The organism is Anoxybacillus sp. EFIL (genome assembly GCF_013096955.1).
Classification (GTDB): domain Bacteria; phylum Bacillota; class Bacilli; order Bacillales; family Anoxybacillaceae; genus Anoxybacillus; species Anoxybacillus ayderensis.
Genome location: NZ_SDLH01000002.1, coordinates 497,632 through 522,318, shown reverse-complemented (window position 1 = coordinate 522,318; position 24,687 = coordinate 497,632). Strand labels below are relative to the sequence as shown.

Annotated in this window: 31 protein-coding genes and 1 riboswitch; of the genes, 9 read left to right on the top strand and 22 right to left on the bottom strand. The window is 41.8% G+C overall.

All coding sequences use genetic code 11. The features are described from left to right. Positions 1–240 (top strand): hypothetical protein (locus tag ES017_RS15740; RefSeq protein WP_216367428.1); only part of this gene is annotated, 240 nt, incomplete at its 5' end. 27 nt (positions 241–267) lie between these two features. Beyond that, entirely contained in the window at positions 268–750 is a 483-nt protein-coding gene (locus ES017_RS05760; RefSeq protein ID WP_171334841.1) for a GNAT family N-acetyltransferase, read from the top strand. Between the two features lie 72 nt (positions 751–822). Here ES017_RS05760 and efp read toward each other — a convergent pair whose 3' ends face one another. From efp to ES017_RS05740, 4 genes are read right to left on the bottom strand one after another with little or no spacing between them, the layout of a single operon-like run. Further along, positions 823–1,380, bottom strand: a complete 558-nt coding sequence (gene efp, locus ES017_RS05755; RefSeq protein ID WP_004889583.1) for an elongation factor P — start codon at positions 1,378–1,380, stop codon at positions 823–825. A gap of 18 nt (positions 1,381–1,398) precedes the next feature. Next, entirely contained in the window at positions 1,399–2,460 is a 1,062-nt protein-coding gene (locus tag ES017_RS05750) for a M24 family metallopeptidase (protein WP_171334840.1), read from the bottom strand. 2 nt (positions 2,461–2,462) lie between these two features. Continuing rightward, a complete protein-coding gene (gene aroQ / locus ES017_RS05745) occupies positions 2,463–2,909 on the bottom strand; it encodes a type II 3-dehydroquinate dehydratase (protein ID WP_171334839.1) in 447 nt (148 codons plus the stop codon). Between the two features lie 38 nt (positions 2,910–2,947). Next, entirely contained in the window at positions 2,948–3,511 is a 564-nt protein-coding gene (locus tag ES017_RS05740; RefSeq protein WP_171334838.1) for a YqhR family membrane protein, read from the bottom strand. 115 nt (positions 3,512–3,626) lie between these two features. On the opposite strand from ES017_RS05740, the gene ES017_RS05735 reads away from it, so the two are divergent. Together ES017_RS05735 and ES017_RS05730 are read left to right on the top strand one after the other, a co-directional pair. Further along, positions 3,627–4,556 (top strand): DUF1385 domain-containing protein, encoded by a 930-nt coding sequence (locus tag ES017_RS05735; RefSeq protein WP_171334837.1) that lies wholly within the window; start codon positions 3,627–3,629, stop codon positions 4,554–4,556. Between the two features lie 19 nt (positions 4,557–4,575). After that, complete coding sequence (locus ES017_RS05730) at positions 4,576–4,917, top strand: SA1362 family protein (protein ID WP_021095235.1); 342 nt, start codon at positions 4,576–4,578, stop codon at positions 4,915–4,917. A 14-nt stretch (positions 4,918–4,931) separates the two neighbouring features. On the opposite strand, the gene ES017_RS05725 is transcribed toward ES017_RS05730, so the two are convergent. The 5 genes from ES017_RS05725 to ES017_RS05705 all read right to left on the bottom strand — a co-directional run bounded on the left by ES017_RS05725 (position 4,932) and on the right by ES017_RS05705 (position 11,064). After that, positions 4,932–5,810, bottom strand: coding sequence for a patatin-like phospholipase family protein (locus tag ES017_RS05725; protein WP_021095234.1), 879 nt, complete (start codon positions 5,808–5,810; stop codon positions 4,932–4,934). 75 nt (positions 5,811–5,885) lie between these two features. After that, entirely contained in the window at positions 5,886–6,314 is a 429-nt protein-coding gene (gene mntR, locus ES017_RS05720; RefSeq protein ID WP_009373920.1) for a transcriptional regulator MntR, read from the bottom strand. Between the two features lie 69 nt (positions 6,315–6,383). Further along, positions 6,384–7,409 carry a spore photoproduct lyase gene (gene splB / locus ES017_RS05715; RefSeq protein ID WP_021095233.1) on the bottom strand — a complete coding sequence of 342 codons (1,026 nt, stop codon included), beginning with the start codon at positions 7,407–7,409 and terminating at the stop codon, positions 6,384–6,386. A 97-nt stretch (positions 7,410–7,506) separates the two neighbouring features. Further along, a complete protein-coding gene (locus ES017_RS05710; protein ID WP_171334836.1) occupies positions 7,507–10,068 on the bottom strand; it encodes a vitamin B12-dependent ribonucleotide reductase in 2,562 nt (853 codons plus the stop codon). 159 nt (positions 10,069–10,227) lie between these two features. Further along, on the bottom strand, positions 10,228–11,064 hold the full coding sequence (locus ES017_RS05705) for a lipoate--protein ligase family protein (RefSeq protein ID WP_021095230.1): 837 nt from the start codon (positions 11,062–11,064) through the stop codon (positions 10,228–10,230). Between the two features lie 125 nt (positions 11,065–11,189). Here ES017_RS05705 and ES017_RS05700 point away from each other — a divergent pair, with 125 nt between their 5' ends. Continuing rightward, on the top strand, positions 11,190–11,561 hold the full coding sequence (locus ES017_RS05700) for a rhodanese-like domain-containing protein (protein WP_009373925.1): 372 nt from the start codon (positions 11,190–11,192) through the stop codon (positions 11,559–11,561). A 31-nt stretch (positions 11,562–11,592) separates the two neighbouring features. On the opposite strand, the gene gcvPB is transcribed toward ES017_RS05700, so the two are convergent. Genes gcvPB through gcvT form a run of 3 tightly spaced genes read right to left on the bottom strand, consistent with a single transcriptional unit; the run spans position 11,593 to position 15,498 of the window. Next, a complete protein-coding gene (gene gcvPB / locus ES017_RS05695) occupies positions 11,593–13,047 on the bottom strand; it encodes an aminomethyl-transferring glycine dehydrogenase subunit GcvPB (protein WP_021095229.1) in 1,455 nt (484 codons plus the stop codon). Next, positions 13,040–14,386 (bottom strand): aminomethyl-transferring glycine dehydrogenase subunit GcvPA, encoded by a 1,347-nt coding sequence (gene gcvPA / locus ES017_RS05690; RefSeq protein ID WP_021095228.1) that lies wholly within the window; start codon positions 14,384–14,386, stop codon positions 13,040–13,042. The genes gcvPB and gcvPA overlap by 8 nt, the downstream gene beginning before the upstream one ends. Positions 14,387–14,403: 17 nt before the next feature. Continuing rightward, the gene (gene gcvT, locus ES017_RS05685; protein ID WP_075038971.1) at positions 14,404–15,498 is read right to left on the bottom strand and encodes a glycine cleavage system aminomethyltransferase GcvT; all 1,095 of its coding nucleotides are present in this window, start codon (positions 15,496–15,498) and stop codon (positions 14,404–14,406) included. 138 nt (positions 15,499–15,636) lie between these two features. Then, positions 15,637–15,725, bottom strand: a riboswitch (glycine riboswitch). 186 nt (positions 15,726–15,911) lie between these two features. On the opposite strand from gcvT, the gene ES017_RS05680 reads away from it, so the two are divergent. Together ES017_RS05680 and ES017_RS05675 are read left to right on the top strand one after the other, a co-directional pair. Continuing rightward, positions 15,912–17,555, top strand: a complete 1,644-nt coding sequence (locus ES017_RS05680; RefSeq protein WP_021095226.1) for a DEAD/DEAH box helicase — start codon at positions 15,912–15,914, stop codon at positions 17,553–17,555. After that, a complete protein-coding gene (locus tag ES017_RS05675) occupies positions 17,542–18,312 on the top strand; it encodes a YqhG family protein (RefSeq protein WP_021095225.1) in 771 nt (256 codons plus the stop codon). The genes ES017_RS05680 and ES017_RS05675 overlap by 14 nt, the downstream gene beginning before the upstream one ends. A gap of 14 nt (positions 18,313–18,326) precedes the next feature. Here the strand turns inward: ES017_RS05675 and ES017_RS05670 are convergent, their stop codons facing one another. From ES017_RS05670 to ES017_RS05625, 10 genes are all read right to left on the bottom strand, one after another. Next, positions 18,327–18,515, bottom strand: a complete 189-nt coding sequence (locus tag ES017_RS05670) for a YqzE family protein (protein WP_019416934.1) — start codon at positions 18,513–18,515, stop codon at positions 18,327–18,329. Positions 18,516–18,541: 26 nt separating this feature from the next. Next, a complete protein-coding gene (locus ES017_RS05665) occupies positions 18,542–19,048 on the bottom strand; it encodes a shikimate kinase (protein ID WP_021095224.1) in 507 nt (168 codons plus the stop codon). A 13-nt stretch (positions 19,049–19,061) separates the two neighbouring features. Beyond that, on the bottom strand, positions 19,062–19,478 hold the full coding sequence (gene comGG / locus ES017_RS05660) for a competence type IV pilus minor pilin ComGG (protein ID WP_021095223.1): 417 nt from the start codon (positions 19,476–19,478) through the stop codon (positions 19,062–19,064). Continuing rightward, positions 19,438–19,872 (bottom strand): competence type IV pilus minor pilin ComGF, encoded by a 435-nt coding sequence (gene comGF / locus ES017_RS05655; RefSeq protein WP_021095222.1) that lies wholly within the window; start codon positions 19,870–19,872, stop codon positions 19,438–19,440. The genes comGG and comGF overlap by 41 nt, the downstream gene beginning before the upstream one ends. After that, complete coding sequence (gene comGE, locus ES017_RS05650; protein ID WP_021095221.1) at positions 19,869–20,177, bottom strand: competence type IV pilus minor pilin ComGE; 309 nt, start codon at positions 20,175–20,177, stop codon at positions 19,869–19,871. Before comGE ends, comGF begins: the two co-directional genes overlap by 4 nt. Beyond that, positions 20,161–20,598, bottom strand: coding sequence for a competence type IV pilus minor pilin ComGD (comGD, locus tag ES017_RS05645; RefSeq protein ID WP_021095220.1), 438 nt, complete (start codon positions 20,596–20,598; stop codon positions 20,161–20,163). The genes comGE and comGD overlap by 17 nt, the downstream gene beginning before the upstream one ends. Further along, the gene (gene comGC, locus ES017_RS05640; RefSeq protein ID WP_042893999.1) at positions 20,591–20,893 is read right to left on the bottom strand and encodes a competence type IV pilus major pilin ComGC; all 303 of its coding nucleotides are present in this window, start codon (positions 20,891–20,893) and stop codon (positions 20,591–20,593) included. The genes comGD and comGC overlap by 8 nt, the downstream gene beginning before the upstream one ends. 6 nt (positions 20,894–20,899) lie before the next feature. Then, the gene (gene comGB / locus ES017_RS05635) at positions 20,900–21,931 is read right to left on the bottom strand and encodes a competence type IV pilus assembly protein ComGB (protein WP_035063299.1); all 1,032 of its coding nucleotides are present in this window, start codon (positions 21,929–21,931) and stop codon (positions 20,900–20,902) included. Continuing rightward, positions 21,915–22,985, bottom strand: a complete 1,071-nt coding sequence (gene comGA, locus ES017_RS05630; protein WP_021095217.1) for a competence type IV pilus ATPase ComGA — start codon at positions 22,983–22,985, stop codon at positions 21,915–21,917. Before comGA ends, comGB begins: the two co-directional genes overlap by 17 nt. A 113-nt stretch (positions 22,986–23,098) precedes the next feature. Further along, entirely contained in the window at positions 23,099–23,470 is a 372-nt protein-coding gene (locus tag ES017_RS05625) for a Spx/MgsR family RNA polymerase-binding regulatory protein (RefSeq protein ID WP_021095216.1), read from the bottom strand. A 189-nt stretch (positions 23,471–23,659) separates the two neighbouring features. Between ES017_RS05625 and ES017_RS05620 the strand changes: the two genes are divergently transcribed. Continuing rightward, positions 23,660–24,358 carry a helix-turn-helix transcriptional regulator gene (locus ES017_RS05620; RefSeq protein ID WP_021095215.1) on the top strand — a complete coding sequence of 233 codons (699 nt, stop codon included), beginning with the start codon at positions 23,660–23,662 and terminating at the stop codon, positions 24,356–24,358. Between the two features lie 69 nt (positions 24,359–24,427). Beyond that, complete coding sequence (locus tag ES017_RS05615; RefSeq protein WP_003394032.1) at positions 24,428–24,670, top strand: DUF2626 domain-containing protein; 243 nt, start codon at positions 24,428–24,430, stop codon at positions 24,668–24,670. Positions 24,671–24,687 lie beyond the last annotated feature (17 nt).

Genomic DNA, 24,687 nt, shown 5'->3' with positions numbered 1-24,687 from the left:
GCGAATTTTCCTCCAATGGTTTGGTTTGGTCACCTTTACCATACAGGAAAATTCGCATTTTTTGTACCCCTATTTTCTATATGCACACCGATCTTAAATGATCAAGTACAACTTGTGGTGAAGAGCCCTATTTTTTCCAAAAAGAAGAATGATTTGAAAAACCACAAACGTTTGAACAGATTTATGGTGAAATGGCTAACAGGTTTAATCGAGCAATTTAAAACACTGAATAACATGTGAAATAAAATATTGAAAGGAACGATAAGGATGGCATACGTCATTCGTAAAATGAAACAAGAAGATGTAAAACAAGTTCAAGATATAGCAAAAACGACTTGGAATGTTACTTACAAAGGAATTATTCCTTCAGATGTGCAAGAAAATTTTTTAAAATCGGCTTACAGCGACGAGCGAATGAAACAACGATTACAACACTCTACTCTTTTTGTAGCTGAAATAGAAAACAACATTGTAGGATTTGCTAATTTTTCTTCAGTGAGAGAAGATGGAAAGGTTGAATTATGGGCTATTTATGTTCATCCAGAACAACAAGGCAGAGGAATCGGCTCAGCCTTGTTACAAAAAGGGATGCAAATAAACGGTGTAAATAAAATTTATGTAAATGTTGAAAAAGATAATCAAATCGGAAAAACCTTTTATGAAGCTAAAGGTTTTGAGGTTGTGAAAGAGTTTGATGAGGAATTTGATGGTCATGTGTTAAAAACGATCCGAATGGTGTTAAAACTTTAAATATCCCATATACGAAATTCAGCTTGTTGACTATGTCAACAAGCTGAATTTCCTTCTTTTTACGATTTTCCATTACGCACGTGATACGTATGTGCCATCTGTTGTGTTAATAATTAATACATCGCCTTCGTTGACGAAGAACGGAACTTGAACGACAAGACCCGTTTCTAACGTTGCTGGTTTTGAACCGCCAGATGCTGTATCCCCTTTAATGCCTGGCTCTGTTTCAACAACTTTTAACTCAACTGTGTTTGGCAACTCGACTCCAATCGTTTCGCCTTGATACATCATAATAAATACTTCCATGTTTTCTTTTAAAAACTTTAATTCATGCTCAATTTGTTTTGCAGGAAGTTCGATTTGCTCGTACGATTCCATATCCATGAATACATGTTGATCACCGTTTGCATATAAATATTGCATTTTACGGTTGTCGATTTGTGCTTTGTTTACTTTTTCACCCGCGCGGAACGTTTTTTCTTGAATCGCGCCAGTGCGCAAGTTGCGAAGTTTTGAACGAACGAACGCCGCTCCTTTTCCTGGTTTCACATGTTGGAATTCAATGACACGCCAAATGTCACCGTCAACTTCAATCGTTAAGCCTGTACGAAAATCGTTTACTGAAATCATGTTCATTTCCTCCTACGTCTATAAAGTAATGAGTTCTTTTGGTGAAAGAGTGAGCCGCTCATTGCCGTTTTCTGTAATAACGATGTCATCTTCAATGCGAACACCGCCTAATCCTGCTATGTAAATGCCTGGTTCGACCGTCACAACCATCCCCGGCTGTAACACAGTATCCGAACGCATCGACAACGCCGGCATTTCGTGCACTTCCATGCCGAGTCCATGACCTGTGGAATGCCCAAAATACTCACCAAATCCGCAAGCAGAAATGTAATCGCGTGTGAGCGCATCCGCCTCTCGCCCTGTCATTCCCGGACGAATATGCTCGACACCGCGAAGCTGGGCTTGCAATACGACATCATATATGCGCTTTAACTCGTCACTTACCTCTCCAACGGCGACTGTTCTCGTTATATCGGAACAATACCCTTTATAATATGCGCCAAAATCAAGCGTGACGAGTTCGCCTTTTTCGATGACCTTCTCTGTCGCCACCCCATGCGGTAACGCTGAGCGAACACCAGAAGCAACGATGATGTCAAATGATGAACTTGTCGCCCCTTGTTTGCGCATAAAAAATTCTAGCTCATTTGCCACGTCTATTTCACGGACACCTGGGCGAATAAAATGAAGAATATGACGAAAAGCGGCATCGGCAATCTCGGCTGCTTCCTTTAATATCTTAATCTCTGCTTCCGACTTAATCAAGCGTAACTTTTCCACCGCACCTGAAACAGGAACAAGCATCGCTTTGATCGCTTTTTCATATGCGGAAAACGTTGCATATGAGAGATGGTCTTGTTCAAATCCGAGCTTTTGAATACCTAATCGCTCGACTTGTTTTGCTACTTCTTCGATGAGCGTTTGTGTATGTTGCACAATTTCATATCCTTCAATTTGTCTCGTTGCTTGTTCGACATAACGAAAATCTGTAATAAATACGGCATCTGTTTCGCTAATTAAAACGACACCAGCTGTTCCTGTAAAATTTGTCATATAGCGACGGTTATATTCGTTCGTAATAAGAAATCCATCAATGCCGTGCTCAGCAAATTGTGCGCGAAGTTTTTGTACTTTATCCAATGTTATTTCCCCTTCCCTTCAACCATATCAAGCAACGCTAAAATCGCCAACCGATATCCGTTCACACCAAGTCCGACAATTTGCCCTGCTGTCACCGGAGCTAAAACAGATTGATGACGAAACGCCTCTCTTGCATGAATGTTTGAAATATGTACTTCAATGACTGGTGTCTGTACGCTTGCAATCGCATCCCGCAACGCATAACTATAATGCGTAAATGCCCCAGGATTGAAAATGATCCCGTCATATAACGATTCCGCCCGATGAATTTGGTCAATTAACGCCCCTTCATAATTGCTTTGATAGCACGTTAACTCCGCCCCATATTCACTAGCAAATTCCGTTAGCTGTTTTTCTAGTTGAGCAAGTGTCGTATGCCCATAAATGTGCGGCTCCCTCATACCGAGACGATTTAAGTTCGGACCGTTTAAAAGGAGGAATCGAACCATTCCCCCTCTCCCCCCTTTACTGATGAAAATACATATGGTTATTTTACCACATCGACCTGTTTTTGTCGCCTCATCTCTGCAACTTCAAACGAAATGGAATAACCGATGAACATCCCATATAAAATGTAAAAGCATACCATCGTTACAACTGTATTTCGCTCAAGTTGTGGAACGGCTTTTAATTGAGGAAAAATCGGATTTAATACGTAAAAAACAAGCACCCATAACCCGATGCCGAAAGCAACTCCCGGCCAAATGCCTTGACGATTTTTTAAAAAAGCATAGTACAGAAGCGCAGCAATGACAGAAGCAAGGCCAATGAACAAAATGGCAATTGCCTGACCGAGCGCTCCGTTTTTCCAATCGCCGATCGCCCACGGCTGCAAAATGAAGTTTGGCGCGACTTCTGTAAAATGAAAAAAATAAGCACAATATGCGAGGAAGCTCCAAAACACGCCCCCAATAAAGCCGATCAGCGCGACTTTTGCTAAAACGGGCATTGGTTTTTCTCTTTTGTTTTGTTCAAGTTGTGCATCTTGTTTCGTTTTTGTTTGCACAGTCATCACCTCCGTTTTTATCTTGTCCAAAATGTTGGATCTCATGTGTATCGTTTCTCATTTTTGGCAACAATACAAATGCAAACAATACATCGACCTAGAGGTTTTTATCGTTTTCTTGTAGAATATAAGAAAAAAGAAAATAGGTTGGTGTCTTCTTATGAGTAAAAACGTATATGGTGGGCAAGCGGTCATTGAAGGAGTCATGTTTGCTGGACGCCATCATTCTGTCACAGCTATTCGCCGCAAAGACGGTTCGATTGAGTATTTTCACGTTCCACGCGAAACAAACAAAACGCTTGCTTCATTTAAAAAAATTCCGTTTCTTCGCGGCATTTTTGCCATTATTCAAGCAAGCGCAAACGGATCGAAACATTTACAATTTTCAAGCGAACGATACGACCTCGATCCGACCGAAGATGAAACGTTGCAAGCTGAAACCCCGTCCAAATGGACGATGATTTTAGGCGTTGCGCTCATTGGAGTATTATCGTTTCTATTCGGAAAATTTATTTTTACCCTTATTCCTGTATTTTTGGCTGAATTAACGAGACCGATTTTCCCATCGAATACAGCACAAATACTTGTAGAAGGATGTTTTAAACTTCTTTTACTTTTAGGTTATATTTACTTTATTTCGCTTACGCCACTTGTCAAACGATTGTTTCAATATCACGGAGCGGAACATAAAGTAATTAATGCCTACGAAAATGGTTTACCGTTGACGGTTGAACATGTACAACAACAGTCTCGTCTTCATTATCGTTGTGGGAGCAGCTTCATTTTATTTACTGTCATCATCGGCGTATTCGTTTACATGTTCGTCCCGACCGAACCGCTTTGGGTGCGCGTGCTAAACAGACTAGCACTTATTCCAGTTGTACTAGGATTGTCTTTTGAAGTATTACAACTAACAAACGCGTTGCGGCATGTTCCTGTGTTGCGTTGGTTAGGCTATCCTGGTTTATGGCTACAACTATTAACAACGAAAGAACCGACTGACGATCAAGTGGAAGTAGCTATCGCATCATTTCAACGTTTGCTTGAGTTAGAGGGAGAAGCGACGAACGAGCAAGAAGAAGTGGTGTAACATAAAGGAGGTGGATCGATTGCGTCGGCGCCCATTCCCGCTTATCACTTTGCTTATTGTGTTCGCTATTGTTGGGTTTTCTTATCGTCTATGGAACGATCCGATGCAGTTGTTAAAACAAGTGTTTCTCATCGGATTGGTCGCAGCTGTCTTTTATGGCATATATAAATGGATACAAAGACAAAGCTTTAGTCGTTCGTATCAAAAAGCGGTAAAACAATCGAAAAAGCTCCACCACCAGAAAACGAAGCCGACGTCGAAAAAACAACCGCGCCCAACCGCTTTAAAGAAAAAGCACGCTACTCATTTAACAGTCATTGAAGGAAAAAAAGGAAAGAAAAAAAATCGGGCTTCTTTTTAACCCGATTTTTTCTTTTAATACGTCCACGTTTTCAAAAATTGTTTGGTGCGCTCTTTCCCAAACGAAATGAGCTTCTTTTTTTCTTCATCCGTTACTGAGAAATCGGTGGCAACGACATGTTTGACAGGCAGAAAAATGATATTTTTTTCATGGCGGCGCGAAATGTATCGTTCATCGTGCGCCTCGCGCATCGTTTGAAACAACGCTTCATACAAATCAATGGCATTATTAATTTTCTTTTTTGCTTTTTGCGCTTGTCTTGCACTTAGTTTGATGCCTAGAACAGGCCGCTTTTTTCGCTCTTCATCAAATAAAAAAATCGGAAAATTGCTTAGTAAGCCGCCATCAACGACAATATGCTTTCCTTCATCTGTCTTTAACTGTACAGGCTCAAAAAAATAAGGAATGCCGACGCTCATTCTTACTGCTTTTGCGACGGAAAAGCGGAGAGGATCAATGCCGTATTTCGGCAAATCATCTGGCAAAATAAGCATCGTCCCATTCGTTAAATCGGAAGCGACGACGCGCAATCGTTCATGCGGCAAATCAGCAAACGTGTACACACCTTTTTTACTTAACTGCTCTGCGATCCATCGTTCGAGCTTTTCTCCTTTATATAACCCCATTTTCCAATAAAGGACGAGCCATTTTAACCATGCATACGGGATGATTGTATGTCTCTCATCGAGAAAGTCCATTAAATTCATTTCTTCGATCATGTCCACAATTTCCTTGCTTGTAAATCCCGCCGCAATAAACGAAGCAATAAGCGCCCCTGCGCTCGTACCAGCAAGCCGTTTAAAACGAAAACCTTTTTCTTCGATCGCCTCATATGCTCCAATTAACGCAAAACCTTTGACTCCTCCACCAGAAAACACACCGTCAATCTCCATGCCCTTCCCTCCCTCGCCATATATGTATGAAAAATGGGAGAGATTGAGCATAAAAAAACAAAAAAGAACAAGCGTTTATGCCTGTTCTTGCTCGTTTTGCTTTTGAATGTTGCGAAGCGCTTCAAGACGTGACCGATCTTCCTCAAAGTATTGTACTAAGTCACCGATGCGGTCAATCGCGTTCCAGCTCAAATGATGTTCGATTCCCTCAACATCGCGATAAATGTTTTCTTCATCGACGCCAATGAGACGCATAAATTGTTCAAGCAACTCATGACGATACACGAGTCGTTTACCGATTTTTTTTCCTTTTGGAGTAAGCACAAGCCCGCGATACTTTTCATATACTAAATATTCGTCTTTATCAAGCTTTTGAACCATTTTTGTCACAGAGGAGGGATGAACAGATAACGCTTCAGCAATATCTGACACGCGAGCGTATCCTTTTTCTTCGATCAATATATAAATTTGTTCAATATAATCTTCCATGCTTGGTGTTGGCATACGTTCCCCTCCTAAACAAACATCCGCAATCATTATGATTATAACATGTTTACCAAGCATGACAACTATTTACGTAAAATATTCAATTGTCGCTTCGGGAAAAAATTGTGCAATATACGAGCGAATCGTGTCATTTAACCGATTCGCCTCTTCATCCTGATACACATATTTCCCGATGCCGTATCGTCCCCATTTATATTTTCGTTTCGTTTCGTCAAGATCGAGCTTCGTTTTCGGATATCGTTTTTGAATAACTGTTTTCGCCGGTTTAGTGAAGCGATGTTGGATTAATTCGAACGTTAAATCCGTTAAGTCGATGCCTTGCAAATTTGTATTCAGTCGTTCAAACAGCTCAAAATATCCTTCTTCCCAACCGTCATGCATATAAATCGGAGCGACGATAAATCCGAGCGGATAGCCAGCATGCGCCACTTTTCGCGCCGCCTCTAGCCGTGCGTCAAACGAAGACGTCCCCGGTTCAAAGTTTTGAATAACATACCGTGAATTGACGCTAAAACGAAAGCGTGTTTTTCCATGATGTTTTGCATCAAGCAAATGATCGACATGTTCATATTTTGTAACAAAACGGAGCCGACCATATTCCGTCGCTCCAATAAATTCAATCGCTTTTTTTAAAGCATGTGTCAAATGGTCGATGCCGACAATATCGGACGTACAAGCTGCTTCAAAGCGCGTAATTTCTGGAGCGCGTTCATCAATATATGCTTTCGCTTGAGCGAAAATATCATCCAGATTGACGTACACACGAATGTAAGGCTTGCTTCCAAGCGTCGTCTGTAAATAACAATAATGACAATGCCCCATGCACCCCGTCGCAAGAGGAATCGCATATTCGGCGGACGGTTTAGACGTATCGAATTTTAATGTGCGCCGAACACCGACAACAAGCGTTGATTTTGCGTTGCGATATTGCTGAAGCTCGTTATCTCCCGGAATGCCGCGCACTTGGTTATGCGATGTCGTTTCGCGAATGTCGATATGCATATTCGTAAATTTTTCATATAGCTCTTTACCGAGCGGATAATTCAGCGCTTCGGGCTCAAAATAAACAAGCTGAGGAATAAATGGCTTCATACAATCACCTCAATGTTAGTATGGTTTATTCGCATGAGGTGATGAAATACAATTTTTGTAATAAAATAAGGAACGGGTTTTCCCGTCCCTTTTTACGTTATAAGCCACATTTTAATTGGGCACCGCAACTTGTGCACGTGTTGCAGCCACCGATTTCTTCGACCGTTCCTTCACGGCATACTGGACAAATGTTTCCGACTTCCGAACCGATTGTGACGTCCGTTGCGCGTAAATCTGGGATCGTTTCAACAAGCGCAACAGCTCGCTTTTTCGGTTCTTCTGGCAGAAGCTCTAGCTGCTCTTCGACCGCATGTTCTTCTGCTTTTAATGTTAATACTTGCGCATCACGGCTACCGTCAACATAGACTGTTCCACCTTTTGCACCACCTCGCCATAAACGCTCGTACACTTTTTGCACTTGCTCGACCGTATAGCCGCGCGGTGCATTCACCGTTTTCGAGAGGCTTGAATCGACCCAACGTTGAATAATGCATTGTACATCCGCATGCGCTTCTGGCGATAAATCCATCGCGGTTACAAACCAATGCGGCAAGTTGTTCGGATCTGCTTCTGGATGTTTATCTAAATATTCTTGAACGATATCCGCCTTCACTTCAATAAACTTACCTAGACGGCCGCTTCGATAATAAGAAAAGGAAAAATATGGTTCAAGTCCTGTGGACACGCCGATCATGGTCCCTGTGGATCCAGTCGGAGCAACCGTTAATAAATGCGAGTTGCGAATGCCGTATTTTAAAATATCTTGGCGAATATCGTCCGGCATTTTTTTCATATAACCGGTGTGAATAAACGCTTCACGCAATTTCATCGTTTCTTCTTCTGTTTCACCAACTAAAAACGGAAAGCTTCCTTTTTCTTTCGCAAGCTCAATCGACGCACGATACGCCGTTGTCGCAATTGTTTTAAACAGCTCGTCAACTAACTGATTTCCTTCTTCCGAACCGTACTCTTTTTCGCAATAAATAAGCAAATCCGCTAGTCCCATGACGCCAAGACCGACGCGGCGCTCCCCAAGCGCTTGTTTTTTATTTTCCTCAAGGAAGTACGGGGTTGCGTCAATAACGTTATCTTGCATGCGGACACCGACTTCAACCGTCCGCTTTAATTTTTCATAATCCACAACTTTCTTTTCTTTATCGACCATATTCGCCAAATTAATTGCAGCTAAATTGCACACAGAATAAGGTGCGAGGGGCTGCTCACCACACGGATTTGTTGCGACAACTTTTTGTCCGTACGCTCTTGCGTTCGTCATGTCGTTGGCGTTGTCGATAAAGAAAATGCCTGGTTCGGCGGAATACGTTGCGCAAATGTTAATGAGCTTCCATAGCTCGCGCGCGCGAATTTTCCGGTAGACGCGAACGCGATAGCCCATTTTCTCCCATTCACGCACATCGCCGACTTCATGCCATTTTTCGTTGTAGATGCGCATTTCTTCTTCCGAGTACGTTTCAACATCTGGGAAGCGCAATTCGTATTCTTCATCGTTTTCTACTGCCTGCATAAACTCTTTCGTTAAGCAAACGGAAATGTTCGCCCCTGTTAAAAAGTCCGGATTGTGCACGCTATACGTTCCGCCTGTCCGCAACTTTTCTTCCGCGTCTTTAATAATTTTTTCTGAAAAGCCGCCGTATCCTGGGATGTTTTTGTAGTTAACAATTCCTTGATACATCGCGCGCTCTTGTTCAGTAAGCGGTGTAAACTTTAGTTTTTCTTTCGCTGCTTTTTGAATGCCTTCATCTTCTGTATTTTCAAGCAAATAGCGCAAAATGCGTGGATTTTGCATTTTTGAAATAATGAATTCAATAATGTCCGGGTGCCAATCGGCTAACATAATCATTTGAGCGCCCCTGCGACTTCCACCTTGTTCGACAAGATGGGTCAGTTTTGCAATGTCGTCAAGCCATGACACTGAACCGGACGATTTTCCATTTACTCCTCGCGCGAGTGTATTGCGTGGACGAAGGGTAGAACCGTTCGTTCCGACACCGCCACCGCGGCTCATAATTTCCATCACTTGTTTGCGATGTTCAGAAATACCTTCACGCGAGTCTTTCACAAATGGCATGACGTAGCAGTTGAAGTACGTCACTTCTGTTCCAGAACCTGCTCCATATAATACGCGCCCTGCTGGAACGAAATTTAGACTGACAAGCTGTTCATAAAACTTTTCGAACCACTCTTGCCGTTTTTCTTCCGTTTGCTCAACAGCGGCTAGCCCGGTTGCGTTCCGCTTTGCAATTTGCTCATAATAAATTTCTAATGGTTTTTCAATAACATCAAGAGAACGAACGACAATGCCTGTTTTCGCCTCGTCCCCTTCTAGCACATGGCGATATTCTTCTTCCACAAGCACGTGTGCTTTTTTACTCTCCCAATCCAACTCGACAATAAACCCAAGCCCACGCGCCGGAAACTTCGGATCTTCCTTCACTGTTAAAACGACAAAATCCCCGACGCTTAGCGTCAACTTTTCCGTATCTTTAAACGAATAGCGATCAAGCATCACTAAGCGCGACACACCCTTATATGTAATGTGCATCTCAGGAGTAATCGGGTGCACTTGTGGAAATAGGCGAATGTCTTCATTCAACTTGTCCACATTCACCGTCATTTTTTCAGAAAACGCAACCGTCATGTTTACCTCTCCTCTTCCAACATAATCTTACTACATTAAACTACCATATATCGACAACAATAATCAATTAAAAAATCAATATGTAGTATGTTTTTTTACAAAACCCATACTACATATTGATAATTAAGTCAAGTGTTTTTTATTTGTCAAGAGGAAAATTTACCTTTTAAAATTCCATTCATCTGTTTCATATTTATTTCTCGCTAGTTGCTGAACGTACAGCCGCTCATCATCGGTTAATTCATATCGTTCCAACTGAATGTTTAAACCTTTTTCAAATCCTTTGAAAAATGCTTCTTTCGCCTCATCGATCGTCACTTTTCGATCGGTTAGCTCATTGATTGCGACCGCTTTGTTTTTAAAATTTTGTCGCAACCGCTCTTTCACTCGTTCGTTCGGATACTTAAACAAGCTAAAAAGCATCTCTTCATCTAAGTCTAATAAAATCGAGCCATGTTGTAAAATGACCCCTTTTTGTCGAGTTTGGGCGCTTCCTGCCACTTTTCTTCCTTCGACAACGAGCTCATACCAAGACGGTGCGTCAAAACAAACAGCTGAGCGTGGGTTTTTTAAATCCGCTTTTTCTTCTTCTGTTTTTGGAACGGCAAAATACGCATCAAGCCCAAGGAAACGAAATCCTTCCAAAATGCCTTGTGAAATGACGCGATACGCTTCCGTCACCGTCTGCGGCATAGCTGGATGCGCTTCTGATACGATAACGCTATACGTTAACTCTTTATCATGAAGCACACCACGTCCGCCTGTTGGGCGTCTCACAAAGCCAAGTCCGTATTTTTTTACTGCATCCATATCGATCTCTTTTTCGACTTTTTGAAAATAGCCGATCGAAAGCGTCGGTGGGTTCCAACCGTAAAACCGAATGGTCGGTGGAAAGTGTCCTTCACTATGCCATTCTAACAACGCTTCATCAAGCGCCATATTAAACGCTGGGGAACAATTGCCTGAGTCGATAAATCGCCATACTTCTTTTTCCATCTACTCCACCCTTTCCTCTATCATTTTATAGTGTAGCAAACATAATAAGTCAATGGAAAATGCTTTGCTTCTTGGACGAAACATTTATATAATAGACGTGGCAACGATGAAAAAGGAGGGTAAGCATGACGACAGTTCTTATTATTCTCGGAGCAATCATTGTGTACGCGGTAATTACATACTTTTACCAAAAGCGAGTCGTTAAAACGCTTACGGAAGAAGAGTTCCGCGCAGGTTATCGAAAAGCGCAACTCATCGACGTTCGCGAACCAGATGAATACGCTGCCGGTCACATTTTAGGAGCACGTAACATTCCACTTTCACAACTGCGTTTACGCATGAAAGAATTGCGTAAAGACCAGCCGATTTATTTATATTGCCAAAGCGGACTTCGCAGCGGCCGTGCGGCACAAATGCTTTACCGAAAAGGATATCGCGACCTTTACCACTTAAAAGGTGGATTTAAAATGTGGACAGGAAAGGTGAAGAAAAAATAAGGTGCCAAGCCAAAACGCCTGGCACCTTTTTTTATTTCCGATAACGCAAAATCGGTTTGCGGGCCGCCGTCGTTTCATCCAATCGTTTGACGACCGTTGTATGCGGTGCTTCTTGGACGATTTCCGGCGTTTCTTCCGCTTCTTTCGCAATTTGGATCATCGCATCAATGAACGCATCGAGCGTTTCTTTTGACTCCGTTTCCGTCGGTTCGATCATCATGCACTCTTCGACAATCAATGGGAAGTAAATCGTCGGCGGATGGTAGCCGAAGTCAAGCAAGCGCTTTGCAATATCAAGCGTGCGCACACCCAATTTCTTTTGCCGCTTTCCTGATAGGACAAACTCGTGCTTGCAATGACGGTTGTATGGCAAGTCGTAATATTCCGCTAAGCGACGCATCATGTAGTTAGCGTTTAATACCGCATACTCTGTCACTGCTTTTAAGCCGTCTGGCCCCATCGAACGAATATACGTATAGGCGCGAACGTTAATGCCGAAGTTGCCATAAAACGGCTTCACGCGGCCGATCGCTTTTGGTCTGTCATAGTCGAAATAGTATCCATCTTCTCCCTTTTCCACCGTCGGTTTCGGTAAAAATGGAATAAGATCCGCCTTCACACCAACTGGACCAGACCCAGGGCCACCGCCGCCATGCGGACCAGTAAACGTTTTATGAAGGTTTAAGTGCACGACGTCAAAGCCCATATCGCCAGGGCGTGCTTTGCTTAACACCGCATTTAAGTTTGCCCCGTCGTAATACAGCTTTCCACCTGCGGCATGCACGATTTCTGCCATTTCTAAAATATTTTCTTCAAAAAGACCGAGCGTATTTGGGTTTGTGAGCATAAGCGCGGCTGTATCTGAACCGACGACGCGGCGTAAATCGTCTAAATCGACAAGCCCTTCTTCCGTCGATTTCACCGTCACCGTTTCAAACCCGGCAACTGTTGCCGACGCAGGATTTGTTCCGTGCGCCGTATCAGGGACAATGACTTTTGTGCGATTGTAGTCGCCGTTTGCTTCATGGTAGGCGCGAATCATCATCAGTCCTGTCCATTCTCCATGCGCACCAGCAGCCGGCTGCAACGTCACCGCATCCATGCCGGTAATTTCTTTTAAATGCTCTTGTAAGTCATACATTAATTCAAGCGCCCCTTGCACCGTTTCTCCCGGCTGAAGCGGATGAATGTGGGCAAATCCAGCGAAGCGAGCAACGTTTTCATTTATTTTCGGATTGTATTTCATCGTACAAGATCCAAGCGGATAAAAGCCGGAATCAACCCCGTGGTTACGCTTTGATAGCGCTGTATAATGACGCATAATGTCAAGCTCTGACACTTCAGGAAGCTCCGGTGCTTCTTGCCGAATGTAATCGGTTGGAACGACTTGTGCAATATCGACTGCTGGTACGTCTAGTGCTGGTAAGCTATATCCGATTCGTCCTGGCTTGCTTAATTCAAAAATAAGCGGTTGATCTTTATGCATGACAATCCCCCAATTCTTTCACAAGCGTGTCGATTTCTTCTTTCGTGCGCAATTCTGTGACCGCAATTAACATGCAGTTTTGCAGTTCTGGATAATCGCGCCCGAGATCGTAGCCGCCGATGATCCCTTTTTCCAACAGCTTTTTATTTACTTCCGCTACGGGCTTGTTCAGTCGAACAACAAACTCGTTGAAAAACGGTCCTGTAAATACGACATCAAATCCATGATTGACGAACGCTTCTTTTGCATAATGCGCTTTTTGAATATTCATCGTCGCCATTTCTTTTACACCTTTTTTGCCGAGCGCGGTCATCGCCACCGATGCGGCGAGCGCATTTAACGCTTGGTTCGAGCAAATATTTGACGTCGCTTTGTCGCGGCGAATATGTTGTTCACGCGCTTGCAACGTCAAAACAAAGCCGCGTCGCCCTTCTTCATCCGTCGTTTGTCCGACGAGACGCCCTGGAATTTTGCGCATGAGCGCCGATTTCACCGCAAAATAACCGCAATGTGGACCACCGAATTGGGCTGGAATGCCAAACGGTTGCGCATCGCCAACGACGATGTCTGCACCGAACTGACCTGGTGGTGTTAATACACCTAACGCAAGCGGATTGCTTGCGACAACAAACATCCCTTTATGCGCATGAGCGATTGGTTCAATTTCTTTTAGCGGTTCGATTTGTCCGAAAAAGTTTGGATATTGCACAATGACGCATGCGACATCTTCATTCATTTCTGCTTGAAGAGCGTCAAGATCCGTTACACCATTTTTATACGGTATGTCTACCACTTCAAGCCCCGGTCCTTTTGCGTACGTTTTCACGACATCACGATATTCCGGATGCACTGCGTTTGATAATAATATTTTTTTCTTTTTCGTATGCGCTGCGCTTAACAACGCTGCTTCCGCTAGCGCTGTCCCGCCATCATACATCGACGAGTTGGCAACATCCATGCCCGTTAGCTCACAAATCATCGTTTGAAACTCGAAAATTGCTTGCAATTCCCCTTGGGAAATTTCTGGCTGATATGGCGTATACGCTGTATAAAATTCGGAACGTGAAATGACATGGTCAACAATCGTCGGGATGTAATGATCATACACCCCAGCTCCTAAAAATGAGGTATATGTCTTCATATCGGCATTTTTTGCGGCTAATGCCATTAATTCTTTCATTAGTTCCGGTTCTGATTTTGCCGGCTTAATGTTGTATTCGCCTTGAAAACGAACGCTTTCTGGAATATCAGAAAACAGTTCATCAATCGATTGCACACCAATCGTTTCTAACATTTGTTGCTTATCTTCTTCCGTCATTGGCAAATAACGATGAAGCATAACTCTCTCTCCTCACATTATTTTGTGCGTTTATAAAACGGTGTTGCCACTACTTTCGCTTTTAGTCGTTTCCCGCGAACATCTACTTCTACTTCTGTATCAAGGGGAGAATACGCTGTAGAAATCAGTGCTAGGCCGATATTTTTTTTAAGCGTTGGCGACTGAGTTCCTGTCGTCACAACACCAACTTGCTCACCGTTTACATATACTGCATATCCGTGACGCGGAATGCCTTTGTCGATCATTTCAATGCCGACAAGTTTACGTGTTGTTCCTTCTTCTTTTTGTTTTTTCAACACTTCTTTTCCGAAAAAGTCAACGTCTTTATTCGTTTTAACTGCAAATCCAAGCCCTGCTTCGATTGGCGTAATGTCTTTCGCCAATTCTTGCCCATAAAGCGGCAAGCACGCTTCAAAACGAAGTGTATCGCGCGCACCGAGCCCGCACGGAAGCACTCCGTCTTCTTTTCCTGTCTCTAAAATCGCTCGCCAAAGCGTTTGGGCATCTTCTGCTCGGCAATATAGCTCAAACCCGTCTTCTCCTGTATATCCTGTCCGCGACACGAGCGCTTGAACGCCTGCGACATCGATGTGATCGGCAAAAGCGAAAAATTTCATGTTAGATAAATCAACAGTCGTCAATCGTTGCAACACTTTTTCCGCAAGCGGCCCTTGTAGTGCTAATTGCGCAATATCGTTTGAAATATTGACAAGTTCAACATCCCCCACTACATGCGCTTCAAGCCATGCAAAATCTTTTTCAATATTTGCGGCATTGACAACAAGAAGGTAATGATCGTCTCCTTTTTTATAAACAAGTAAATCATCAACTGTTCCACCGTCTTCATCGCACATAAGCGTATATTGGGCGCGACCATTTGTTAATTTTCCGACATCGTTTGTCATCATTTTTTGTAAAAAGGCAAGGCTATCTTTTCCTTTCACTTCAAACTCGCCCATATGCGACACATCAAACAATCCTGCCCGCGTCCGTACGGCTTCATGTTCTTCTTTAATGCTAGAAAATTGCACGGGTAACTCCCAACCGCCAAAATCAATCGTTTTTGCGCCATACTCTGCATACAGAGGAAATAGCGGTGTTCTTTTTAACATATGCTCCCTCCTTGTTCATAAAAAAAGACAGACGACCCCCATATTGTCATATGGTAGTCTCTGTCCTTTCACCTGAAAGTTTCCCTGTAATAGGTGTCCTCGTGGGTGGTTCACATTCGTGAACGCTCTCCAGAGCTGCGTCAAACAAGAGTTCTTTTGCCTGAGAGATTCGTGTTGCCACTTGCTCCTTCGGCGCTACATTCCGTAGTCTCTCCCCTTGTTCTCATCCGCCCGTATACAATTGTCGTTCTTGAGCCACACTACATGTAAGAACTTAATAAAACAATTTTATAAACTTTCTTACGTTTTTTATTATCTTATAACTTCTCTTTTGTCGCAACATCTTTTTATAAATAAAATACGTAAATTCTTTTTTATTTCAAACGAAAATGTTCGGAAAATGAGGGATACTTATGAACGTCACAGTACATTGGGAGAAAAGTTGGAAGGAAGAATTTATGACGCGCATCGAACGTGACGGTCCGTGGTCAAACTGGGAATTGTACGAGTTGGCGCTTGAATCAGCCAAAGCGTTAACTATTCCTCAGTTTGATGGACTACAAGCGCCAAAACATTTGCCACATATAACGATTTTACCTCATCAATACGATGTTGCACGTCAAGTTGTCGAGCAAATGAACGGAAAAGCCATTTTAGCGGACGAAGTCGGGCTGGGAAAAACGATTGAAGCAGGATTAATTTTAAAAGAATATATGATTCGTGGACTTGTGAAAAAGGCGCTTATTCTCGTTCCCGCTTCTCTCGTCTCGCAATGGGTGCAAGAATTAAATGAAAAATTTTTTATTCCTGCCGTTGCTCAAAGGAAAAGCTACGTATGGGAACAATGTGACGTTGTCGTTTCATCAATCGATACAGCGAAAAAACAACCGCATCGGGATATCATTTATGAACAAACATACGATATTGTCATTATTGACGAAGCACATAAATTGAAAAACAATAAAACAAAAAACTATGAATTTGTCCAAGGATTAAAAAAGAAGTTTTGCTTACTGTTGACGGCGACACCGATTCAAAACCGCGTGGAAGAAATTTTTCATCTCGTTTCTCTACTGAAACCTGGGCATTTAGGGAATGCCGAACAATTTCAAAAAAGGTACGGAAAGCTACGCACATTACATGATGATGCCCATTTAAAAGAACTTATTCGAAAAGTAATGATTCGACATCGTCGCCACGATACAGGAATTGAATGGACGAAGCGGCACGTCGAAACGATGTTTATTGATTTTTCGGAAGCAGAACGAAACGTATATGAGACGATTCGACAATCAAAGCCCCATTTTTCCGATACATCGTTGTCACACATTACGTTATTGCGTGAAATATGTAGTAGTAAAGAAGCGCTTTTTTGCACGTTAAAAAGCATGATGGAGCGACATCCGGACATCGAAACGACCATTGGTGCATTGTTACAAAAAATGAATGAAATCACCGAACATACAAAAGCAAAAAAAGCGCTGGAACTTATTCAAACAATAAACGATAAAGTGATTGTATTTACAGAATACCGAGCGACCCAATTGTATTTGCAATGGTTTTTTAAACAACACGGTATTTCTTCTGTACCGTTTCGTGGCGGATTTAAACGAAGTAAAAAAGATTGGATGAAAGAGCTGTTTCAACATCGCGCTCAAGTGCTTATCGCGACAGAGGCAGGAGGAGAAGGGATTAACTTACAATTTTGCAACCATGTGATTAACTACGATTTGCCTTGGAATCCGATGCGTCTAGAACAACGAATCGGGCGTGTTCATCGTCTCGGACAAACAAAAGATGTGCACATTTATAATTTTGTTGTGCGCAACACGGTCGAAGAACATGTATTTGCATTACTGTACGAAAAAATTCGTTTATTTGAACGGGTCGTCGGTGAATTAGATGACATTTTAATGAAGCTACAATCCCCAACGTTTTCGAACCATTTGGAGCGCATGATTGCTCAATCAAAAAGCGAAGGAGAACTGAAAATTAAAATGCAAAATTTTGTAGAAATTTTAGCAAATACGGAGGAACGGACACATGCAGCAAGATGACATCCAATCTTTTCTTGAACGTTTTTTTATCGCTACCCATTGCCCAATTCTCGAACGTAGCGATGGACATATACGTGTTCAGCTCACGACCGAAATGGATAAACAATTAATGAATCGCCCGTTTTATTGGCATTATGTTGAGCGCATCGGTGCTGTAGGTGAACCATTGCAACTATCGCTCATCACGAAACGATCCATTCACGAACAAGGAGAGTATATTCATTTTGGTTCTCCACGCCTTCATCAAATTTTTTCGATTGCTAAAATGAACGGGCGGTTCGTTCGGCTCTATGAACAAGTATTCGAACGATCTGTCGCTCTTCATCCGTGGCTTCATACAAACATATTGCTTTCATATGAATGCGATCGGAAACAAGATCGTTTATTATCATTAGGTATTCATCTCATTAGCGGAACAATCGTCGAGTCATTTTACGACGTATTAAAAGAAAAACAATGGGGCGTCACTGTGCCAGATTATTGTTTTACGATTTCTCCACTGATTAAGCCAATGAGTGGACTTGCACGTCTTGAAGCGTTTGTTGAACGTCTCATCGCCTCCGAAACGCATGAGTGGGCAGATGGAGCGCGCGCCCGTTGGGAAGAAGACTTAGCGTTACTGCAACATTTTTATGAAGGTGTCGAGGAGAAACAAGAAGAATATGAAAATGAAAAGGAAGCGTTGCGACAAAGATATGAACCGAGAATTCACATTTCAGTTATTAACGGTGGGTTATTTTATTTGCAAGCGAAATAAGGCTAGTATTAGCCTTATTTTCGCTTAAATAAAAGCATAATGGCATACGGAATGACACCGAACCAACGATATAAAAATGGCTGCTTTTGCTGTTTTTTTAACTGTTTCTTCTCTTGTCTTTGTCTTTTCCGTTCATCTTTTGGTTGATCTAAATATTTCACAACTTGTTCGGTCATAAATTTAACATAGTCGTTTCCTGCCATCGTTCATCACCTCGATGCTAGTATCGTCAAAAACGAGGTGATTTAAGCAAAGATACGATGTTTTCTACGATGTCATCAATCGTACGATTTGTTGTATCGATCGTCATATGAGCTTCACGATACCACGGAAGTCTTTGTTCAAATAGCTGTTTTATTTGTTTTTGTTTATTTTCCATCAGTAGCGGTCGGGTCGTATCATCAGCTAAACGACGAAACAATTCATGTAACTCACAATGTAAATAAATGACGATTCCATGCTCGCGCATAAATTGACGATTTTCTTCTTGAATGACAATCCCGCCACCTGTTGTAATAATGACATGTTCTGTTGGAAGCTTTTTTAATGTTTCACGCTCGTACGTTCGAAATGCCTCCTCCCCCTCTTCCTCAAAAATTTCCGTAATCGTTTTTCCAACTTGTTGCTCAATATATGCATCCGTGTCGATCACAGGTAGCTGTAATACTTCTCCTAATCGTTGGCCAATCGTCGTCTTGCCCGCCCCCATAAACCCTGTTAAGTAAATCGCCCTCATATTCTCTCCCTTTCTAGTATAGTTCTTTCCACCCCGAAATGTCGTTTGTTAATACATGAAATTGAAACTGAACGTCATAGCGAAATTGAGCATTCGTTATACATGATACATTGACAAACCAAACATCCGCTCCGTTTTTCGTTGCATGATACGTTGCCCGACCGCGAGGAAATGAAATCGTTTGGCTTAATGATGGCACGTTTTCCGGTGCATTGGCAAGCGTTTGTTTCACATGAATGAGCGTTTGTTTCATTAAATAATCTGCTTCATACCACTTTTTCTCTTCTTCAAAAAACTGTATGTCTGTATGATACAATGCCACAGCGTGGAGAAAAAGAGCGCTTATAAACAACGCACACATGACCGTAAACGGCAAAATAACACCTTGTTCATTTTTCATATGATCGAAAAGACGGGATAAACGCTTCATATACATCCCCCTTATCTGTGAATACTCGCATGCGAATGCCCGTTTGTTCTTTTTCATACGATATATGTTGAATAGATTGAAGCATAATTTCATGACCGGTAGCATTTACACGCCGACGAATGATCGTTCCATACTTTTCGTACGTCACGCGCTCACCCGTCCATTTATCGAATTGAATCGTTGTCCCGTATATCCGAACGTCTTTTGATTCCCTTAGTTCCATTTTTGCTTGTTGAATAAAAACAAGCCATTCAAAATAGTGAAAGTTCCCGCGTTTTGCTGTATAGTTCAACGATAAATGAAATGCCGTTGCCAATAAAGATAAAATGATTAAAAAGGCGGTAAGCGACATCAATACTTCAATTAACGTAAAGCCTTTTTCTGTTCGAATCATTGCAACAATGGCTCACATCTTTCCTTTGTTCTTTTTAGCCAATCTTCCCAACGAACGCATCGCTCATTCGACCGCAAAAATAATAAAAATGTACGTTTTCCCCGAACAACGACCGTTTCGTTTACACGAGGTTCATTCATCATTGCCTCATATAAAATTTCATTCGCAATCGTCTCTATTTTTTTGTTTTCCCGTTCTATAACAACAATTGTCCAATGAGCGAGTAACATAGCGATTAAACCGCTCCATAAACTAAGCGAAACGAGCAGTTCAACAAACGTGAAACCGTTACAATTTTTGTGCATACAATCTCCCTTTCCCTAATTGAAAAACGATTTTATATTTTTTATGTCCGTATGCAACAAGAAGCGTCCCTGCTTTATTCACATTGCCGTTCGGATAATAATAAAGTGGCGGAGATAACGTAGCCATTTGAAATTGAAAAGGGGAAGGGAAGGAACGAGCGAGGAGCTCCCTCCCAAACGTCCCTCCTTCTTTCACTTGATAACGACATGTGTCGAAATAAAATATAATCGCTACCGTCTTTTTCCGACTCATTGCATATTGTTGTGCATATAACATATCATTCCTAAACTGTTCTAAAAAATATTGCAACTGCCGCTCAGCTAACACGTGCTGAAACGGTGGAACGGTAAACGACATGATGCTCGTTACAACAAAAAGAACGATTAACATTTCGATCAACGTAAACCCTCGTTCATTCACTTTCTAAAACGTCTCCTCTACTCGTGATGACAATCGCTTTTCCATTTGGACAGCGGTTACTTTCAATATATTTTCCATCTACTAACTGTTGCACCGTCGGGATCGTTCCATGCTCCATTTCATATGCTTTCACTTGGGATTGAACCATCTTTAAAAACGCTGAACATCCTTTGTTATTAATCATACTGTTATGTTTTGTCACATTTGGGATCGTAATTAAAATTAAAATGGTAATGACCATTAATACAATTAACATTTCAATTAATGTGAATCCTTTTTCATTTCTCATATACATCCCCCTCTATATATGATTTAACAGTTGGAAAATAGGCCATAGCATAGCAACATACATCAAAACAACAAAAACGCCAATACAACTAAGCAAAAGTGGTTGCGTAATATATACAATTTTTTTTAGACGATTTTCTAATTTTTGCAACGAAAACTGGCTATAATGAAATAATTCTTGCACTAATTCTCCGTTCGACTGCCCGTGACGAATGACAAATGACAGTTCCTTTTCGTAATACTTCCGCTGCTGAATCATTTCATCTAGCTTTTCACCTGCGCATAGTTGCTGTTTCATGATTTTCGCTTCTTCCTTCAGTAATGGGAGGTGGGATTGATGCTCAAAAATTTGTAGCGCCTCATAAATAGACAGCCCTCCTTTTAACAAGTGACTTAATTGTAAAGAAAATACTTGCGTATGAAATGACACAATCCATGAACGGACAAGCGGGAGCTTCATAAACAAATCTACTTGCTTATGAATGGGCCATGAGCGAATGAAAAACAAATAAAACAAGCCTAAGAAAACGAACATCATGAGCACAGCAGAAAGTATACGCGGAAACCATACTGTAGCAGTAAACATGAAAGTAGAAAAAGATGAACGAGCATGAAACGAAGAAAGAAGATGAGAAAACTGGGGAGCCAATACTTGCTGAAACATGAAAAACATCATGATACAAAAACTAAAAAGAAATAACGGATAACGCAACATACGTTTCACTTGCTCAACGTAACGTGCCCTCATTTGTCCGATTTCCCCTGCTTCTATCAATCCGTGAGCAAGTTGTCCATGTTGCTCGGCAAAAAAGACATATGCTAAAAGATGAGAATGAAATTGGATGCGAGAAAAAACTTCATGAATCGGCACACCTGATCGCAATGCGTGTACACAGTCGTCCAGATCGCGTTGCTTTGCAGGAGGTTGTTGAATTTGCAAAAACTCAATCGCTTGAGCAAGCGAATACCCTTTACTAAGCAATTTACCGAGTTGAAGGAAAAACATACTTTGCTCCTGTAACGACCAATTACAACGTCGCTTCATCTAACAACCAACTTTCAATGACGCTTTCATGTAAAAAACCGAACGCAATTCCTTTTTTAATGACATCTTTTAACCGAGTGTACATATATGTCGCTTGCTCTCCTTTCGCTGCTCGCATCGCTTGTGCCAGTTCATTTCCATATAGCAGTTCATAAACAGCTGCTCGTCGAACAGGTCGATACTGTCGACAAAAAGGTGAGCATTCTCCTTCACAAAACGGACATTTCAATTGTACGAGACGTTGCGCTGTTACAGCGACTAATGTTTGTGCCATTTCTTGAAATGGCACACCAAACTCAAGAAGACGATAAATCGCTCCAACGGCATCTTTCGTATGCATAGTCGTTAGCACGAGATGTCCTGTTAACGAGGCGCGAACGGCAATTCGCGCAGTCTCCGCATCACGAATTTCCCCAACCATAATGACATCTGGGTCATGGCGGAGAATCGCTTTCAACCCTGCTGCATACGTAATACCAGCTTTTTCGTTTACTTGCACTTGCAATACATCTTCCGCCCGCTTTTCAACCGGATCTTCTAGCGTGATAACATTTCGTTGAAAATGGTGACGACATACGTTTAACAAACTGTATAGCGTTGTCGTTTTTCCGGATCCAGTCGGTCCTGTAAAAATAATAAGCCCATGAGAATAGTTTAATAAGGCGAGCAACTTTTTTGCCATTGAAGGGAAGAGCGCGAGTTGTTTCAGCGGAAGAAATGAGTGTAACGGAAGCAAGCGGATAACTAAGCTTTCATCATAGATGGTAGGCAACGTTGATAAACGAAGATGTATCGTCGTGTGGGTGAGGTTCATTTCCATCGCTCCGCTTTGCGGACGACGACGTTCTCCAATATCCATATCAGCGAGAAATTTAAAGTGGGCAAGCAAACGTTCACACGTCTGTTTCGATAACACATTTTTTGTAACGAGCATTCCCCCTAAGCGAAATTGCACAAGCGCATCTTGTTTACGCGGAACGATATGAATGTCGGAAGCTTGAAGCATATAAGCTTCTTCAATTAAGCGATCAGCTAACTGTTCAATTGCCTGCAACGTCATCCCCCTTTCCCTATTTTTTTTCGCCTTCATTATTCAACATGTTTCGTCAAATTCCTTCTTCATTCGTAAAAAATTCAAAAAAATATTCACCCATGTGCGGGTGAACGTCATGAAACACATACGCGCCGATATTTTTTTGCGATGTTTTTTAACGCTGAAGGGTTATAGCCAACAACGAGCCGTTTGCCATCTGTGATGATTGGACGGCGAAGGAGACGAGGTTCTTTCACAAGTAGCTCAACGACTTTCGATAACGGCCACTCTTCAACATTTTCAACAAGTTGCTTAAATGATTGGCTACGCGTTGCTAAAATTTCATCGATTCCTTCCGTCGTTAATGACAATAAGTGCAACAATTCTTCATAGGTCGGTGTTTCACGAAACAAATGACGCTCACGAAATTCAATATTGTTGGCGCATAACCACTTTTTTGTCTTTCGACACGATGTACAACTCGGGTGCATATATACAGTCAGCATGACAACACACTCCTCTCTCCACTCATGTTATACATATTGTATAATGTTTGTTTAATATTTGTACAGTAATTTGTTTTAAAACTTTGTGAACGTTACAAAAAGATAGGGAAAAAGGCCTATATATGCATTTCCATTGTGGAAATACATGTATTATAATGTAAATGAATGAACATATAGGAGTGAGACATAATGGACCAAGTATTAAAAATCACAAGCGTCCTTGCCGATCCGACTCGTTACGAAATTTATCAGTATATTGCTAGAAAACATCAAGAAGTAACCGTTCAAGAAATTGCTGATGCTTTTCATATTCATCCGAACGTCGCTCGTCTTCATTTAACAAAACTTGAAGATGTCAATATGCTTGTATCCGAAACGAAAAAAACAGGAAAAGGCGGCAGACCGAGCAGACTATACCGCCTATCTGATGATGTCATTCAGCTTCATTTTCCGTTTCGCGACTACCAGCTGTTATCAAAAATTGCGATCCATGCGATGATGAAACTCGGAGAAGCAGGGAAACAAGCGTTGTATGAAACAGGAAAGTTATTCGGTCAAGAACTTGTACAACAACACGTTCAATCAATGCAAGCGCTTGACCAGTTAAGTGTGGAAGAAAAAATGAACATTTTACAAAAAGCGGCCGAAGCAGCAGGATTTTATCCGACGTTCCATTATAGCGAAAATCAAGGGAAAATTTATTTTGAAATTTTCAACTGTCCGTTTAAAGAACTTGCATTTGCACATCCAGATTCCGTCTGTTATATGCATAACGCCTTTTTAAAAGGGATGTTAGAAGTATTGTTTACAAACGCTGAACTAGTCACAGAAGAAATTATGCCATCAGGCTGTAATTCATGTACGTATCAAGCCATCCTAAAAAAATAGAACGTTTACACAACCATTTCAAGTACATTATAATAAGTAAGGGAAACGGTCAGAAAAGGAGGGATACATATGGATCGTATGTTCCGCGTCTTGTCATTTTGGACAGGAATTTTTGCTGTCATGTTTTATCTTGGCCATATGCATACAACGTCATTATTGTTCCTCGGCCAAACAGGATTCTTTCTTTTGTTAAGCTACTTAAAATTAACAGAAAGAATGTACATTTACATTTTCGGTGCGTATTTAACGGTCTTTTTTGCCGGATTTACGTACTGGACGACGTTTATGATGGTCCCTGGCGTGGGCGAATAAAAAAGCGATGAGTGCAC

What these genes read in the sequence shown, in the direction of transcription:
- ES017_RS05760 (WP_171334841.1), top strand. Translation starts at nt 268, where the DNA reads ATGGCATACGTCATTCGTAAAATGAAACAAGAAGATGTAAAACAAGTT.
- efp (WP_004889583.1), bottom strand. Translation starts at nt 1,380, where the DNA reads ATGATTTCAGTAAACGATTTTCGTACAGGCTTAACGATTGAAGTTGAC.
- aroQ (WP_171334839.1), bottom strand. Translation starts at nt 2,909, where the DNA reads ATGGTTCGATTCCTCCTTTTAAACGGTCCGAACTTAAATCGTCTCGGT.
- ES017_RS05740 (WP_171334838.1), bottom strand. Translation starts at nt 3,511, where the DNA reads ATGAGATCCAACATTTTGGACAAGATAAAAACGGAGGTGATGACTGTG.
- ES017_RS05735 (WP_171334837.1), top strand. Translation starts at nt 3,627, where the DNA reads ATGAGTAAAAACGTATATGGTGGGCAAGCGGTCATTGAAGGAGTCATG.
- ES017_RS05725 (WP_021095234.1), bottom strand. Translation starts at nt 5,810, where the DNA reads ATGGAGATTGACGGTGTGTTTTCTGGTGGAGGAGTCAAAGGTTTTGCG.
- mntR (WP_009373920.1), bottom strand. Translation starts at nt 6,314, where the DNA reads ATGCCAACACCAAGCATGGAAGATTATATTGAACAAATTTATATATTG.
- splB (WP_021095233.1), bottom strand. Translation starts at nt 7,409, where the DNA reads ATGAAGCCATTTATTCCTCAGCTTGTTTATTTTGAGCCCGAAGCGCTG.
- ES017_RS05710 (WP_171334836.1), bottom strand. Translation starts at nt 10,068, where the DNA reads ATGACGGTTGCGTTTTCTGAAAAAATGACGGTGAATGTGGACAAGTTG.
- ES017_RS05705 (WP_021095230.1), bottom strand. Translation starts at nt 11,064, where the DNA reads ATGGAAAAAGAAGTATGGCGATTTATCGACTCAGGCAATTGTTCCCCA.
- ES017_RS05700 (WP_009373925.1), top strand. Translation starts at nt 11,190, where the DNA reads ATGACGACAGTTCTTATTATTCTCGGAGCAATCATTGTGTACGCGGTA.
- gcvPB (WP_021095229.1), bottom strand. Translation starts at nt 13,047, where the DNA reads ATGCATAAAGATCAACCGCTTATTTTTGAATTAAGCAAGCCAGGACGA.
- gcvPA (WP_021095228.1), bottom strand. Translation starts at nt 14,386, where the DNA reads ATGCTTCATCGTTATTTGCCAATGACGGAAGAAGATAAGCAACAAATG.
- gcvT (WP_075038971.1), bottom strand. Translation starts at nt 15,498, where the DNA reads ATGTTAAAAAGAACACCGCTATTTCCTCTGTATGCAGAGTATGGCGCA.
- ES017_RS05680 (WP_021095226.1), top strand. Translation starts at nt 15,912, where the DNA reads ATGAACGTCACAGTACATTGGGAGAAAAGTTGGAAGGAAGAATTTATG.
- ES017_RS05675 (WP_021095225.1), top strand. Translation starts at nt 17,542, where the DNA reads ATGCAGCAAGATGACATCCAATCTTTTCTTGAACGTTTTTTTATCGCT.
- ES017_RS05670 (WP_019416934.1), bottom strand. Translation starts at nt 18,515, where the DNA reads ATGGCAGGAAACGACTATGTTAAATTTATGACCGAACAAGTTGTGAAA.
- ES017_RS05665 (WP_021095224.1), bottom strand. Translation starts at nt 19,048, where the DNA reads ATGAGGGCGATTTACTTAACAGGGTTTATGGGGGCGGGCAAGACGACG.
- comGG (WP_021095223.1), bottom strand. Translation starts at nt 19,478, where the DNA reads ATGAAGCGTTTATCCCGTCTTTTCGATCATATGAAAAATGAACAAGGT.
- comGF (WP_021095222.1), bottom strand. Translation starts at nt 19,872, where the DNA reads ATGATTCGAACAGAAAAAGGCTTTACGTTAATTGAAGTATTGATGTCG.
- comGE (WP_021095221.1), bottom strand. Translation starts at nt 20,177, where the DNA reads ATGCACAAAAATTGTAACGGTTTCACGTTTGTTGAACTGCTCGTTTCG.
- comGC (WP_042893999.1), bottom strand. Translation starts at nt 20,893, where the DNA reads ATGTATATGAGAAATGAAAAAGGATTCACATTAATTGAAATGTTAATT.
- comGB (WP_035063299.1), bottom strand. Translation starts at nt 21,931, where the DNA reads ATGAAGCGACGTTGTAATTGGTCGTTACAGGAGCAAAGTATGTTTTTC.
- ES017_RS05625 (WP_021095216.1), bottom strand. Translation starts at nt 23,470, where the DNA reads ATGCTGACTGTATATATGCACCCGAGTTGTACATCGTGTCGAAAGACA.
- ES017_RS05620 (WP_021095215.1), top strand. Translation starts at nt 23,660, where the DNA reads ATGGACCAAGTATTAAAAATCACAAGCGTCCTTGCCGATCCGACTCGT.
- ES017_RS05615 (WP_003394032.1), top strand. Translation starts at nt 24,428, where the DNA reads ATGGATCGTATGTTCCGCGTCTTGTCATTTTGGACAGGAATTTTTGCT.